The following is a 14,234-nucleotide window of genomic DNA, read 5'->3' on the forward strand; positions in this document are numbered from 1 at the left end:
TTTTTGTGGGGTATCCTTTTTTCTTGCTATAAAATAAACCTCCAAACTGGTAAGTCTATCTTACATCAGTTTGAAGGTTTACACAAACTTTGGGATACTCCCTATTTTTTCACTGTCTACTTGACGGGGAGCGGTTCAAATTAACACAGCAGTCCCTTTTAGAGTTTCCTTAATCCACAGCTCTATTCAGCAATATATTTACATGCGGCCAGCGCTGCCACGGCCCCGTCGGCTGCCGCTGTCGTCAGCTGTCTGACTTCTTTCGTCCGGCAGTCCCCCGCAGCGAAGATCCCGGGGCAGGAAGTAACGCAGTCCTCAGCAGCCAGTATAAATCCACCGCCGTCCAGCTTTACCACATCGGAAAACGGTTCGTTTTTCGGGATCTGTCCTACTGCAATGAAGACTCCCGATACCGGCAATTCAAAGTCTTCTCCCGTCTTTTTATCGTTCAGGAGAAGCCTCTCCACCATTTGTTCTCCCATGATCTCCTTAACCACAGAGCTCAATACAAACTCTACATTGGTTTTTTCCCTGAGACGCTTTGCGATATTCTCCTCGCCCCGAAATTCATCTCTGCGATGGATCAGATACACTTTGCTGCAGTAATTTGAAAGGAACTCCGCATCCTGAAGGGCCGTGCTTCCACCGCCTACTACCGCTACATCTTTTCCGCGAAAAAACATGCCGTCACACGTAGCACAGTAGGATACGCCTGACCCGGAGAGACGGTCTTCCCCCGGCACCCCCAGATGTCTGTGGGTCACTCCGGTCGCCAGAATAACGCTCCTGCAGGGATATTCCTTTTCCGAAGTCCGGATCACCTTCACCGCGCCCTCATCACGGATCCCGGTCACCTGCGCCATCTCTGTCTCAGCGCCCAGCTTCACCGCCTGGTCCAGAAGATTCATAGAAAATTCACTGCCACTGACACTGGCAATGCCCGGATAATTCTCCACATTGGGAGACGATGTGATCTGTCCCCCAAACGCTCCGCTCTCGATAATGACCGTTTTCTTCCCGGCTCTCTGGCCGTAGATGGCGGCAGTCATTCCCGCGGTCCCGCCTCCGATGATCCCTATATCATACATAGTCTGTCAGCCTTCCTTTTCCGCATAATCTTTTATATTGGACGCATTCGCCAGCTTCGTGACCTTTCCGTCTTTTACAACGATCAGAGTAGGCGCCTGCATAACTCCGTATTTTTCAACCAGATCCCTGTTTTCCTCTGCGTCCACTATTTCATATGAAATATGTGCTTTTTCCAGAGAATTGGTAGCTACCCGGCAGTTGGGGCAGGTCTTAGTAGTAAAGAGGAGCGTCTTTGTCTCGCTGTCCTCCACTTGTGCCTTTTCTGCCTCTGCGGCTGCCGCCTTCGTCCTCGGGCGCATATGCGAATTACTGATATCGTAAACTTTACGTTCTTTAAATTCCTGCGTCTTCCCATCGTTCCAGTTTTTCACCGGCCGGTAATATCCTGTGATCCTGCTGTAAACTTCAGCCTCCTCACCGCAGATCGGACACTTAAACTGCTCTCCCGTCAGATATCCATGATTCTTACAGATAGAATAAGTGGGTGACATTGTATAATAGGGAAGTCTGTAATTCTCCGCGATCTTCCGTACGAGGGATGCCGCAGACTTCCAGTCCGGAAGCTTCTCTCCCAGGAATGTATGAAATACAGTCCCTGATGTATACAGCGTCTGGAGCTCATCCTGAATGTCCAGCGCTTCAAAGACGTCTGCCGTATATCCCACCGGAAGATGAGAACTGTTGGTATAATACGGCGTTCCATTTTTCTCTGCCGCTGTGATAATATCCGGGAACTGTTCCACATCATGTTTCGCCAGCCGATACGTAGTGGATTCAGCCGGAGTTGCCTCCAGATTATACAGATCGCCGTACTCTTCCTGATAATCCGACAGTCTCTCTCTCATGTGGTTTAACACTTCTTTTGTAAATTCCTGTGCCTCTGCATGCGTCAGATCCTGACGGATCCACTTCGCGTTCAGGCACGCCTCGTTCATGCCGATCAGCCCGATCGTCGAGAAATGATTTTCAAATGTCCCCAGATATCTCTTGGTATAAGGATACAGCCCTTCATTGAGGAGTTTTGTGATCACCGTTCTCTTCGTATGGAGAGACCTAGCCGAAATATCCATCATCCGGTCAAGTCTCTTATAAAATTCTTCCGCGTTCTCCGATAAATATGCGATCCTCGGCATATTGATCGTGACCACGCCGACCGACCCTGTACTCTCGCCGCTTCCGAAGAACCCGCCGGATTTCTTACGGAGTTCTCTGAGATCCAGACGCAGACGGCAGCACATACTGCGCACGTCCGTCGGTTCCATATCACTGTTGATATAATTGGAAAAATACGGGGTGCCGTATTTCGCGGTCATTTCAAAGAGAAGTTTATTGTTCTCTGTCTCAGACCAGTCAAAATCCCTGGTAATGGAATAGGTGGGGATAGGATACTGGAATCCACGTCCCTGCGCGTCTCCCTCGATCATCGTCTCAATGAATGCCCGATTGATCATATCCATCTCTTTCTTGCAGTCTCCATAGGTGAAATCCATCTCTTTTCCACCTACGATCGCCGGCAGATTCTTCAGGTCATTGGGCACGGTCCAGTCCAGAGTAATGTTGGTAAACGGAGCCTGTGTGCCCCACCTGGACGGAATGTTTACTCCATAAACAAAGGACTCGATGCATTTTTTCACTTCCGGATAACTTAAGTTGTCTGTTCTCACAAAAGGCGCCAGATAGGTATCAAATGAAGAAAATGCCTGCGCGCCTGCCCATTCGTTCTGCATGATGCCCAGGAAGTTCACCATCTGATTGCAGAGCACGCTCAGATGCTTTGCCGGAGCAGATGTGATCCTTCCGGGAATACCTCCCAGTCCTTCCTGGATCAGCTGTTTCAGAGACCAGCCTGCACAGTAGCCGGTGAGCATGGACAGGTCATGGATATGGATATCCGCATTTTTATGCGCTTTTCCGATCTCTTCGTCATAGATCTCCGACAGCCAGTAATTGGCTGTAATGGCTCCGGAATTACTCAGAATCAGCCCGCCCACCGAATAGGTGACTGTGGAGTTCTCCTTTACACGCCAGTCTGTAACTTTTACATATCCGTCGACGATCTCTTTATAATCCAAAAGTGTAGAGTTCAGATTACGGATCTTCTCCCGCTGCTTCCTGTACAGGATATATCCTTTTGCCACATCGTCATATCCTGCCTGAATAAGGACAGATTCCACACTGTCCTGTATGTCTTCCACCGCGATCAGGCCTTCCTTGATCTTCGGCTCAAAAGCTGCTGTAACCTTCAGTGCCAGCATATCAATGATATCCTGATTATAATTCTTCTCCTGAGCCTCAAAAGCCTTGCGGATCGCTTCACCGATCTTCGCCAGATTGAATTCTGTGATCTTGCCGTCTCGTTTCTTGACCTGATACATAACTACTGTCCCCTTCCTTTTCATTTGTTTCATCTGTTCATTTTACTGTCCGCTTAAGCCTTTTCCTGTCTTTCAGACTTATTGTGTATGTTTGTTTTCAGCCGTACGTAAATTCCCTTCTGATAGCAGGTTCTGCATCTCCGGGTGAGTCTGAATCTATTCTATCACTTCCCCGGAAGCTATGTCAATACAAAAACACCAATATCTAGTTTTTATTTTAAGATATAAATACTAGATATTGGTGTTTTTCTTGTTTTTCATTCAACCCCTCTAAGTTCCGCGCCGGGAATATATTTTCTCACGATCTCAAGAGCCTGCTTCATAATATCTGCCGTATATGCCCGCAGCCCTGGACAAATCAAGTCTCCCGAGTCCACAAAACCCTGAAGATAGTATCTCCGCGCGCCGGTCAGCCATTTCCCCAAGCCCTCAAAGTCTTCCCTCTTATGGAATTCCCGTACCACCGTGGTCCGAAACTCGTAAGGAACCTCTCCAGTCAGAAGAAAATCCACACTGTTCCGGATGTTTTCAGGATTATAACCGTCAATCCCGACAGTCATTCCATACTTTTCCGGAACATTTTTCACATCCATTGCCACATAGTCAACTGTTCCTTTCCTTACCAGATGTTTCAGCATCTCCGGATTACTGCCGTTTGTGTCCAGCTTGATCAGATATCCCATTTCTTTGATCTTAGGGATAAACTCTTCCAGCCCTCGTGTAAGCAGAGGTTCCCCACCTGTAATACACACTCCGTCCAACACACCAGAACGCTTTTTTAAAAATGCCAGTATCTCCTCCTCCGGAATATGATCTGCCGGATCCACATGTGTCACAAGAGACGCATTGTGGCAGAACGGACACCGGAAATTGCATCCCGCCAGGAATACTGTACAGGCTACTTTTCCCGGATAATCTAATAAAGTCAGTTTCTGCAGTCCCTGAATATCCATATAGCTTCTCCTTATTCAGATTTTTCTGACGATTCTTTCAAAAGGGGACAGGTACTTTTTAAAAGGTGCCTGTCCCCTTTTTTCAAAGTTATCAGACATTTATTATAAATTTCTGGAAACTTCTGCACAGGCTTTCATTGCTTCAATAATTGCGCTGCGCATCCCCTTCTCTTCCAGCACCCGCACAGCCTCTATGGTAGTTCCCGCCGGAGAGCATACCATGTCTTTGAGTTCTCCCGGATGCTTTCCGGTCTCTAATACCATTTTCGCACTTCCCAAAACAGCCTGAGCCGCAAAAAGATAAGCCTGCTGTCTTGCCATTCCCTCTGATACTGCCGCATCCGCCATAGCTTCTATAAACAGGAACACATAAGCCGGGGAACTTCCGCTCACTGCAACTACCGCATCCATCAGATGCTCCGGTATCATCTCTACCTTTCCGAATGAACTGAGAATTTTCAAAACGTATTCCTTCTCTTCTTCTGTTACATTTTCATTCGCGCAGGCAGCTGTCATTCCCTCCCCTACAAGAGCCGGTGTATTTGGCATCGTACGAACGATCTTCACTGATTTATCAAACTGCTCTTCCAGCCATGCAAGAGTCTTGCCTGGAGCGATCGTTATAATAATCTGCTCCCTGCGCAGACAGTCTCTAATACTATGGATAACCTCTTCATAATACTGGGGTTTCACAGAAAGCACCAGAACTTCCGCTTCCGCAGCGACTTTCCTGTTGTTATCTGTCACTTCAATACCATATGTATCCTTCACACGCTGAAGCCCGGCTTCTGAAACATCAGCGCCAATGATCTCCTCCGGTCGAAAAATTCTGTTTTTAATAATTCCCCCTATGATCGCGCCTGCCATATTACCTGTTCCAATAAATCCCAATTTCATCTTTCCTGCCTCCTGTTTTCATAATATTCTGAATACTTTGAGAAAAGGGGTCAGGCCCCTTTTAAAAAGTACACGGCCCTCTTAATAATTTGTTCACAATTCTACGTGACTCGAAATCCTCTTTCTTCTTCCGGAGGGATTTCTTCTGTGTCTATCCATTCAATGGAAATAAACTGATTGTTATTTAACCCTGACAGCAGTTTATTGATAAGTGCTTCCCGCCCCTGGACTTCCATTGTCACTGTCCCGTCCGGTTCATTGCGGACCCATCCTGTCAGTTCCAGCGACTGAGCCATATATTTTGCAGTATAGCGGAACCCCACTCCCTGGACCCGTCCATAAAACACGATATGTTTTCTTACTTCCGACATGATCTGCCTCCATAATTAAGACCTGCAATGCAAAATGCCTCTCTGGCCTATGAACTTATTTTATCCCGAACAGAGGATAAAATCAATGAAAGTCTTATTGTATCTTTGTCCGCGCCATGTTATACTAGACAAAGACATTCGTTCTGACCGCAAAGGAAGACTTTTTCTGTCTTTCCTGAGTGAAAAGGCGCAGATATTGAAAAGATTTCCCGGGTATGAGCCCTTCTTTTGGATATGTGTGCGCCATATGGCGCATTTTTATTGTATTCATTTATTCTTCTATGTATATTCATTTTATTCATCTCACAGTTTTCTGTATCTTTGATTCCTTTTCCACTCTGTCAGGACCGTCCGTAAAAACGTCAGACTGACAACGTCTGCCGGATAAAACGAGTATATCCGTACATGTATGTAAGGAGGATGAAAAAATGGAGACAAGGATCGCCCTCATCGGTATCATCCTGGAATCCAGGGAATCTGTGGATGAGTTAAATCATCTTCTGACCCAATATGGCGAATATGTAATCGGAAGGATGGGAATCCCTTATCGGGAAAAAGGAATCCATGTGATCAGTGTCGCCATGGACGCGCCAAATAATGTGATCAGCGCTCTCTCGGGCAAACTGGGGATGCTGCCCGGGATCAGCACAAAGACCATTTATGGAAAAAATATATGAATCTCTTAAAACAGAACAAACCTGAAAATATCACTCCCGCTGAAATCCCCGAAAGGACCAGAGAACTGGTCGACAAGCTGGAGCTGACCCGTTCCCTCACCAGAGACGAATGGACAGAACTCATCCGGGAGCGCAGCCCGGCTCTCGCGGAATATCTGTTTGAGAAGGCCCGGAAGATCCGGATCCGCCATTATGGACACGCTGTCTATATCCGCGGCCTGATCGAAATTACCAGCTACTGCAGAAATGACTGTCTGTACTGCGGCATCCGCAGGAGCAATGCAAATGCCCAGCGCTACCGACTGACAAAGGAAGATATCATGTCCTGCTGCGAGCATGGCTATCAGCTGGGATTCCGGACCTTTGTTCTGCAGGGCGGTGAAGACAGCTGGTATACCGACGAACGGATGGCGGACATCGTATCTTCCATCCATACATCTTGGCCGGACTGTGCCATCACACTTTCCTTGGGGGAGCGTTCCCGGGAAAGCTATCAGCTGCTCTTTGAGGCAGGGGCTGATCGGTACCTGCTGCGGCATGAGACCTTCGACTCCAGGCATTACAGCAGTCTGCATCCTCCGGAACTGACCGCCCGCCACCGGCAGAAATGCCTTTGGGACCTGAAAGAGATCGGCTATCAGGTGGGAACCGGATTCATGGTGGGGTCTCCTTTTCAGACTCCTGAAAATCTGGCAGATGACATGCTTTTTCTGAAGGAACTGGATCCGCAGATGGTAGGAATCGGTCCCTTTATCCCACATCATGACACTCCTTTCGCAGACCAGCCGGCCGGAACCATGGAACTGACGCTCTTTATGCTTGGCCTCATCCGTCTGCTCCTTCCGAAGGTCCTGCTGCCCTCCACGACAGCTCTGGGCACCATCTCCCCGGAGGGCCGGGAAAAAGGAATCCTGGCAGGAGCAAATGTGGTCATGCCCAACCTTTCCCCGCCGGCAGTCCGTGAGAAATATCTGCTGTATGACAACAAGATCTGCACCGGAGATGAAGCCGCCGAAAGCCTGAAAAATCTGGACTCCCGCATGAGGTCCATCGGTTATCACATTAAAGTGGACAGGGGTGACTCTCTGAATTTTTAGCCACAGACCATACACCTAAAACGAAAAATATATAAAAAAGGAGGAAATTTTTATGTACGACGTAAATTCAAAATGCGCGGATGATTTTATCAACCACGAAGAAATCCTTGAAACATTGGCCTACGCCGATGAAAACAAAGAAAACATCGAGCTCATCGATTCGATCATCGAGAAGGCGAAAAAAAGAAAAGGCCTGTCCCACAGAGAGGCATCCGTCCTGCTTGCCTGTCCTATAGAGGAGAAAAATCAGGAGATTTATAAACTGGCAGAACAGATCAAGAAAGATTTCTACGGCAACCGTATCGTCATGTTCGCGCCGCTGTACCTTTCCAACTATTGTATCAATGGCTGCACCTACTGTCCCTATCATGCAAAGAACAAACACATTCCCCGCAAGCAGCTCTCCCAGGAGGACATCCGCCGGGAGGTGATCGCGCTTCAGGACATGGGACACAAGCGTCTCGCTCTTGAGGCCGGAGAGGACCCGGTCCGCAATACCATGGACTATTATCTGAAGTCCATTGAGACGATCTACAGCATCAAACATAAAAACGGAGCGATCCGCCGGGTCAATATCAACATCGCTGCCACAACGGTGGACAACTACCGTCTCCTGAAGGAAGCCGGGATCGGAACCTACATCCTTTTCCAGGAGACCTACCACAAGGAAAGCTATCTCCAGCTCCACCCCACCGGCCCGAAACACGACTACAACTACCACACCGAGGCAATGGACCGGGCAATGGAAGGCGGCATCGACGATGTAGGACTGGGCGTTCTGTTCGGCCTGGACAAATACCGTTATGAGTTCGCCGGCCTTCTCATGCACGCGGAACATCTGGAAGCCGCATTCGGCGTCGGTCCCCACACGATCAGTGTACCCAGGTTAAAACACGCCGATGATATCGATCCAGATCAGTTTGACAACGGGATCGACGACGACACCTTTGCCAAGATCGTGGCCTGCATCCGTATCGCTGTACCCTACACAGGAATGATCATTTCTACAAGAGAAAATCAGAAGACTAGGGAACGGGTGCTTCACCTGGGCATTTCCCAGATCAGCGGAGGCTCCAGGACCAGCGTAGGCGGATACTGTGAACCGGAACCGGACGACGCGAAATCCGAACAGTTTGACGTCAGCGACACCCGGACCCTTGACGAAGTCGTCCGCTGGCTCATGGAGATGGGCTATATCCCCAGCTTCTGTACTGCCTGCTATCGGGAAGGGCGCACCGGAGACCGGTTCATGTCGCTGTGCAAGAGCGGGCAGATCCAGAACTGCTGCCATCCCAACGCGCTGATGACCTTAAAAGAATACCTGATGGATTATGCATCACCGGAGACAAAAGCCATCGGCGACAGACTGATCGACAAAGAAGTACTGAATGTCCCCAATGAAAAAGCCCGGGCAGTAGTGATCGAAAATCTGCGCTTAATTGAACAGGACAATCGCCGGGATTTCCGTTTCTGAATATAAAAACAGTCAAAAAACAGGTCGAAACCATATTTATGTTTCGGCCTGTTTTTCCATAATATAATAAAGATTATTATAACCGGTTCCGGTCTCCCCACTCGCACATCCCGTCCAGGATCGGGATCAGTGATTTTCCTCTTTCGGTCAGACTGTATTCTACCTTCGGCGGTATCTGCGGGTATTCCTTCCGGTTGATCAGCCGGTCCGCCTCTAATTCTTTCAGTGTGGAACTGAGAGTTTTATAGGAAATCTCACCGATATATCTTTTCATCTCATTGAACCGTACAACTCCGAATTCCATAAGCGTGTAGAGGATCGTCATTTTATATTTCCCGTTGATCAGGGACAGGGTATAGCTGAAACCAGTATTGCTCAGACACTCGTCGGATATACATTTTCTGCTCATCTTATACTTTCCTTTTAGTAAGTATTAAACTCTATTGTAAGTACATTACTTAAATGTGCGTACTTGTTTTATGTTATATTCTTGCTATGATTATAGTATCTATATGAATCAAAATCAAGTACAAAGATAAGGAGGCTCTTATGATATGAGTAAGAAAATTGTAATTCTGAACGGAAGTCCCCGCAGAAATGGAAACACTTCCCTGCTTGTAAAATCATTCTCGGAGGGAGCCAGAAGTGCGGGAAATACGGTAATTGAATTCTTCCTGGACGATATGGATATCCATGGCTGTAAAGGCTGCTTCGGGGGCCACAGCAGCCGGGAATGTCCCTGTGTCCAGAAAGATGATATGGACAAAATTTATCCGGCGGTGAAAGCATGCGATGTGATTGTATTTGCCACTCCGCTGTATTACTGGAATATGAGCGGACAGATCCGCACGGCTGTGGACCGGCTGTTTGCTCTGGAAGAGGGAGATGGCAATCTGCTCAGAGGCCATGGCCGCTCCGGCGCGCTGCTGATGGCCGCAGAGGGACATGCTTTCGATGATGTGCTCCTCTACTATGGTCATCTTCTGGAGCATCTGCGCTGGAAAAACCTTGGCCATATCCTGGCCGGAGGAAACGGGGACATCGGGGATATCCACGGGAAACCGGAACTTCAGCAGGCCTTTAATCTTGGAAAATCCATCAGCTGACGGCAGAAAAAAGAACGGAATCCGCTTCAGGGTTCCGTTCTTCACGTAAATAACAGATTCTCTCCATTTCTGTCTATAATCTTTCACTGCTCTCATTCATAAATTTATATTCCGCCACCGAGCGATCAAACCCCTTGATATGTCTGTAGAGCCACTCGATCACATTCCGGTTCACCTGCTCAACGAAAGCGTCGGAAGGTCCTTCCTCTTCCTCCAGCATTGTATAGAGATCCTGGACCACTGCTCTCAGTTTGTCATGCTCTTTCTTGTGTTCCGCAATCCCCGGATAATTGATAGACTGTTGGAGTTTCTCCTCCTCTCCAAAGTGAAACTCTGTGTAATCCGCAAGATAATCCAGCGTCTTTACCGCCACCAGTTTATCCTTGCTTGTCTCACAGCTGTCCAGAAGCTTATTGATCTTGTCGATCAACTCCTTATGCTGTGAGTCGATCATCTCATTACCCGTTACAAGGCTCTCATCAAATTCTGCTCTCATCGTATCTTACCTCCTTGAATAAATCTGTTGTTGATAGACTGTCTCTGGCCGCGTCACTTTGCAGCCATATGTTTATGACCGCCGCACTCCGGGCAGCACGTCCTTAAACCACTTTACTGCGGGCATCTCTCCGGTTCAGACCTCTCCTCTTTTGAACTTTATGATCATCTCATTGGTCAGGCTGTCCCTGGAAGGTTCTACCGGTATCTCTTCCCTTTCAAACCATTCTGCCAGAGACAGTTCCTCTCTGTCAAGAGTAATCGTATCTTCTCCGTCCAGATCACAGTAAAATCCCATCAGGAGTGTATCGCTGAATGCCCACGGCTGGCTTTTATAATACCGGATGTTTTTCACCTTCAGTCCTACTTCTTCCATGACTTCCCGGGCTACCGTCTCCTCCACAGTCTCACCGATCTCGGTGAAACCGGCAAGAAGCGCGTATTTTTTATATGCCCGGCCCGCATATTTGGACATCAGGATCCGGTTCCCGTCTGTCACTCCGATAATAACCGCGGGACAGATTTTCGGGAACTCCATATTCCCGCATTTCGGACAGCGGAGCATACGCTCCTTCTCATCCGGCTTCATGCGGCTTCCACATCTTCCGCAGTACTTTCTGTTTTTATACCAGTTATAGAGCTGATATCCCGTGATGCCTGCAAACGCATGATACTGCGGATCCGCTGTCCGGAAGATCTGCGTATTCTCCATCGTATACTCAGAAACCGGTTCTCTGTTGATCTCCCGAACAAGATAGTACCGCATATCGTCTACGGAAAACAGATATATGTAATCTTCGTACAGATCCTCATTGAGCCGTTCCAGTTCCCGGAACCTGGGAAACTCGATCCCGTTTTCGGTTCTTTTCACCAGCACCGCATGTTCTTCATAGTACAGCGCGAAACTTTCTCCATCCGGCGGAACCGGTCTGTACTGATTAAACAAATGATGCGGCTGTATATCCTGGATCATCTCCATCTCTCCTTAAATTCTCTCTGTGCCTCCCGCCTCTGGTCCTTTTTCGCAATGTCATCCCGCTTGTCGTAGAGCTTCTTTCCCTTTGCCAGCCCGATCTCCACCTTGACCAGGCTTCCGCTGAAATAGACTCTTAAGGGGATGACCGTATTCCCCTGTTCCTTCATCTTCCCGAAAATCCTGTTGATCTCCTTTTTATGAAGGAGCAGCTTTCTGACCCGGAGCGGGTCCTTATTAAAAATATTTCCTTTTTCGTACGGGGAAATATGCATCCCATACAGAAACATCTCGCCGGACTCTACCCGGATGAATGCCTCTTTGATACTGCATTTCCCCATGCGCAGAGACTTCACCTCCGTGCCGTGGAGGACGATCCCCGCCTCATATTTCTCCAGAATAAAATAATCATGATATGCTTTTTTATTGTTGGCGATCAGTTTTCCCTCTGCCTTAGCCATAATGCTCTCCTCACTGCGCGCCCTGACGGGCACCTTCTTATGCGGTCCCCTGGCGGGCACCTTCTTATGCGGTCCCCTGACGGGCACCTTCTTACTCTATGATTTCAAAATGGACGGTCTTGAGCACCTTGTCCGCCTCTGTGACACGAACGGTCACAGTCTGTCCCAGTTTATAGGTTTTCCCGGTATGTTCTCCGACCAGCGCATAATCCTGTTCCGAAAACTCATAGTGATCATCCCACATATCAGCTACATGCGCAAGTCCTTCTATCGTATTCGGCAGCTCCACGTAGACACCCCACTTTGTGACGCCGGAGATAACTCCCCGGTATTCCTCGCCGATGTGCCCCTTCATATACTCGGCCTTCTTCATCTTCTCGACCTCGCGCTCTGCCTCCTCTGCTCTTCGTTCCCGCTCGCTGCACTGTGCCGCTACCTTTGGCAGGATCTCTCCATAGTGATCCTCCCGATCCTCGTTCATCCTGCCCCGGAGAGTCTCCTTGATGATCCGGTGGATCTGCAGATCCGGATATCTCCGTATGGGAGAAGTAAAATGTGTATAATACTTCGCCGCCAGCCCGAAATGCCCGGTATTTTCTGTCGTATATCTGGCCCGCTTCATAGAACGCAGCGCCAGTCTGCTGATCAGGCCTTCCTCCGGCGTTCCCTCTGCTTTGTCCAACAGCTTTTGGATCTCTTTGGGCCGCACTTCATTGCGGGTATGAATATGATACCCGAAATTATTGACAAAGGCAGACAGCTGCCGGATCTTTTCCTCATCCGGTGTTTCATGGGTCCGGTATAAAAACGGAATCTCCCTCCAGAAATATTCCTCTGCCACCGTCTCATTGGCCATCAGCATAAAATCTTCAATGATCTTTGTTGCCGCATTGCGCTCATAAGGGTGAACATCCACCGGCCTGCCCTGTTCGTCCAGCTCAATCTTTGTCTCCGGGAAATCAAAATCAATGGATCCTCTCCTGCCTCTGCGTTTCCGGATAAGATCAGACAGTTCTTTCATCTGCGCGATCATGGGAACAAATTCCGCGTACTCCGTCAGCGCCTGTTCCTCACCGTTCAACACAGACTCCACTTTGTTATAGCTCATCCTGCGGTCCACCCGGATCACTGTCTCAGCAATCTGGTGTTCCAGAATCTCTCCTTCCGGGCTGATCGTCATAATACAGGAAAGAGCCAGCCGGTCCTCCCCCGCATTCAGGGAACAAATCCCGTTGGACAGCTTATGAGGCAGCATGGGGATGACCCGGTCCGCAAGATATACGCTGGTTCCCCGTTCCAGCGCCTCCCGATCCAGAGCACTCCTCTCCTGCACGTAATTTGCCACATCCGCGATGTGTACGCCCAGCCGGTAGTTTTCCCCCTCCCGGTCCAGAGATACCGCGTCATCCAGATCTTTCGCGTCCTCCCCGTCTATCGTCACCATCCTCCAGTCCCGGAGGTCTAAACGTCCCACACAGTCCGCCTCGCTGACAGGCTTTCCGACACGGACAGCCTGGTTTAATACCTTCTCCGGAAATTCCGTCCGGATCCCCAGATCCATAACAATAGAAAGTACATCCGTTCCCGGATCATTGACATGACCGATGATCTCCACGATCTTCCCCTCCGGCTTCATGTTCTCTGATCCGTAAGAAGTCAGCTCCACTGCCACTTTATGGCCCGTCATGGCTCCCTGGTCCTTTCCTGCGGGAATATAGATATCCTTCAGATATCTCTGATCATCCGGCCGGACAAATCCGAACTCGCCGCACTTTTCATAAAGTCCCACAACACGGACGATGCCGTGGGAAAGGATCCCGACGATCTTTCCTTCCCTTCGTCGCCCGGACGGAGCCGACAATATAACAAACTCTACTTCATCCCCATGGAAAGCCCCTGAAAGATTTTCCTCTGAAATATATACATCCTCTCCGCCATCCTCAGGTATCACAAAACCAAATCCCCGGGAATTGGACTGAAATGTGCCTTTCAGCCGCACTGCGTGTCCCCTGCTGTATTTCCCTCTTTTGGAGAGAGCGATCTTTCCTTCCTCAACAAGGGCATCCAAAACTTCCTTCAGCTCATCTCTCTGATCCCGTGGGATCTGAAGAACAGCAGAAATCTCTTTTATCTTCATGGGCACATAGAGGTCGTCGCTGATAAAATCCAGAATGACCTTCTTCCGCCTCTCAAATGTCTCATCCATATCCATTGTCCTTTCGAAACAGATATCCTCTTAACAAAAACATATTAATAATTTTTAGGC

At 48.7% G+C, this 14,234-nt stretch carries 14 protein-coding genes; 4 read left to right on the forward strand and 10 right to left on the reverse strand.

The features are described 5' to 3' along the window. Nucleotides 1-182: 182 nt before the first annotated feature. The 5 genes from trxB to BQ7367_RS00965 all read right to left on the reverse strand — a co-directional run bounded on the left by trxB (nt 183) and on the right by BQ7367_RS00965 (nt 5,685). Entirely contained in the window at nt 183-1,088 is a 906-nt protein-coding gene (trxB, locus tag BQ7367_RS00945) for a thioredoxin-disulfide reductase (RefSeq protein ID WP_072523756.1), read from the reverse strand. Between the two features lie 6 nt (nt 1,089-1,094). Next, complete coding sequence (locus BQ7367_RS00950) at nt 1,095-3,464, reverse strand: ribonucleoside triphosphate reductase (RefSeq protein ID WP_072523757.1); 2,370 nt, start codon at nt 3,462-3,464, stop codon at nt 1,095-1,097. A 257-nt stretch (nt 3,465-3,721) separates the two neighbouring features. Continuing rightward, nucleotides 3,722-4,417 (reverse strand): anaerobic ribonucleoside-triphosphate reductase activating protein, encoded by a 696-nt coding sequence (locus tag BQ7367_RS00955; protein WP_072523758.1) that lies wholly within the window; start codon nt 4,415-4,417, stop codon nt 3,722-3,724. A 102-nt stretch (nt 4,418-4,519) separates the two neighbouring features. Beyond that, nucleotides 4,520-5,314, reverse strand: coding sequence for a pyrroline-5-carboxylate reductase (proC, locus tag BQ7367_RS00960; RefSeq protein ID WP_072523759.1), 795 nt, complete (start codon nt 5,312-5,314; stop codon nt 4,520-4,522). A gap of 101 nt (nt 5,315-5,415) precedes the next feature. Further along, nucleotides 5,416-5,685, reverse strand: a complete 270-nt coding sequence (locus BQ7367_RS00965) for an acylphosphatase (RefSeq protein ID WP_072523760.1) — start codon at nt 5,683-5,685, stop codon at nt 5,416-5,418. Nucleotides 5,686-6,113: 428 nt separating this feature from the next. Here BQ7367_RS00965 and BQ7367_RS00970 point away from each other — a divergent pair, with 428 nt between their 5' ends. Genes BQ7367_RS00970 through hydG form a run of 3 tightly spaced genes read left to right on the forward strand, consistent with a single transcriptional unit; the run spans nt 6,114 to nt 8,933 of the window. Beyond that, the gene (locus BQ7367_RS00970) at nt 6,114-6,362 is read left to right on the forward strand and encodes a TM1266 family iron-only hydrogenase system putative regulator (RefSeq protein WP_072523761.1); all 249 of its coding nucleotides are present in this window, start codon (nt 6,114-6,116) and stop codon (nt 6,360-6,362) included. Then, nucleotides 6,359-7,459, forward strand: coding sequence for a [FeFe] hydrogenase H-cluster radical SAM maturase HydE (gene hydE, locus BQ7367_RS00975; protein WP_083588839.1), 1,101 nt, complete (start codon nt 6,359-6,361; stop codon nt 7,457-7,459). The genes BQ7367_RS00970 and hydE overlap by 4 nt, the downstream gene beginning before the upstream one ends. A gap of 52 nt (nt 7,460-7,511) precedes the next feature. Then, nucleotides 7,512-8,933 (forward strand): [FeFe] hydrogenase H-cluster radical SAM maturase HydG, encoded by a 1,422-nt coding sequence (hydG, locus tag BQ7367_RS00980; protein ID WP_072523762.1) that lies wholly within the window; start codon nt 7,512-7,514, stop codon nt 8,931-8,933. Between the two features lie 76 nt (nt 8,934-9,009). Here hydG and BQ7367_RS00985 read toward each other — a convergent pair whose 3' ends face one another. Next, the gene (locus BQ7367_RS00985) at nt 9,010-9,342 is read right to left on the reverse strand and encodes a winged helix-turn-helix transcriptional regulator (protein ID WP_072523763.1); all 333 of its coding nucleotides are present in this window, start codon (nt 9,340-9,342) and stop codon (nt 9,010-9,012) included. Between the two features lie 145 nt (nt 9,343-9,487). On the opposite strand from BQ7367_RS00985, the gene BQ7367_RS00990 reads away from it, so the two are divergent. Beyond that, entirely contained in the window at nt 9,488-10,039 is a 552-nt protein-coding gene (locus BQ7367_RS00990) for a flavodoxin family protein (protein ID WP_072523764.1), read from the forward strand. Between the two features lie 73 nt (nt 10,040-10,112). Here BQ7367_RS00990 and BQ7367_RS00995 read toward each other — a convergent pair whose 3' ends face one another. The 4 genes from BQ7367_RS00995 to rnr all read right to left on the reverse strand — a co-directional run bounded on the left by BQ7367_RS00995 (nt 10,113) and on the right by rnr (nt 14,174). Then, nucleotides 10,113-10,535, reverse strand: coding sequence for a bacteriohemerythrin (locus tag BQ7367_RS00995; RefSeq protein ID WP_072523765.1), 423 nt, complete (start codon nt 10,533-10,535; stop codon nt 10,113-10,115). 135 nt (nt 10,536-10,670) lie between these two features. Next, nucleotides 10,671-11,507 carry an NAD(+) diphosphatase gene (nudC, locus tag BQ7367_RS01000; RefSeq protein ID WP_072523766.1) on the reverse strand — a complete coding sequence of 279 codons (837 nt, stop codon included), beginning with the start codon at nt 11,505-11,507 and terminating at the stop codon, nt 10,671-10,673. After that, nucleotides 11,504-11,968: an SsrA-binding protein SmpB gene (gene smpB, locus BQ7367_RS01005; protein WP_072523767.1), complete on the reverse strand. Its 465-nt coding sequence runs from the start codon at nt 11,966-11,968 to the stop codon at nt 11,504-11,506. The genes nudC and smpB overlap by 4 nt, the downstream gene beginning before the upstream one ends. Before the next feature lie 91 nt (nt 11,969-12,059). Further along, nucleotides 12,060-14,174 (reverse strand): ribonuclease R, encoded by a 2,115-nt coding sequence (gene rnr / locus BQ7367_RS01010; protein ID WP_072523898.1) that lies wholly within the window; start codon nt 14,172-14,174, stop codon nt 12,060-12,062. Between the last annotated feature and the right edge of the window lie 60 nt (nt 14,175-14,234).

This window comes from Clostridium sp. Marseille-P3244 (genome assembly GCF_900120155.1).
Taxonomy (GTDB): Bacteria; Bacillota; Clostridia; order Lachnospirales; family Lachnospiraceae; genus Mediterraneibacter.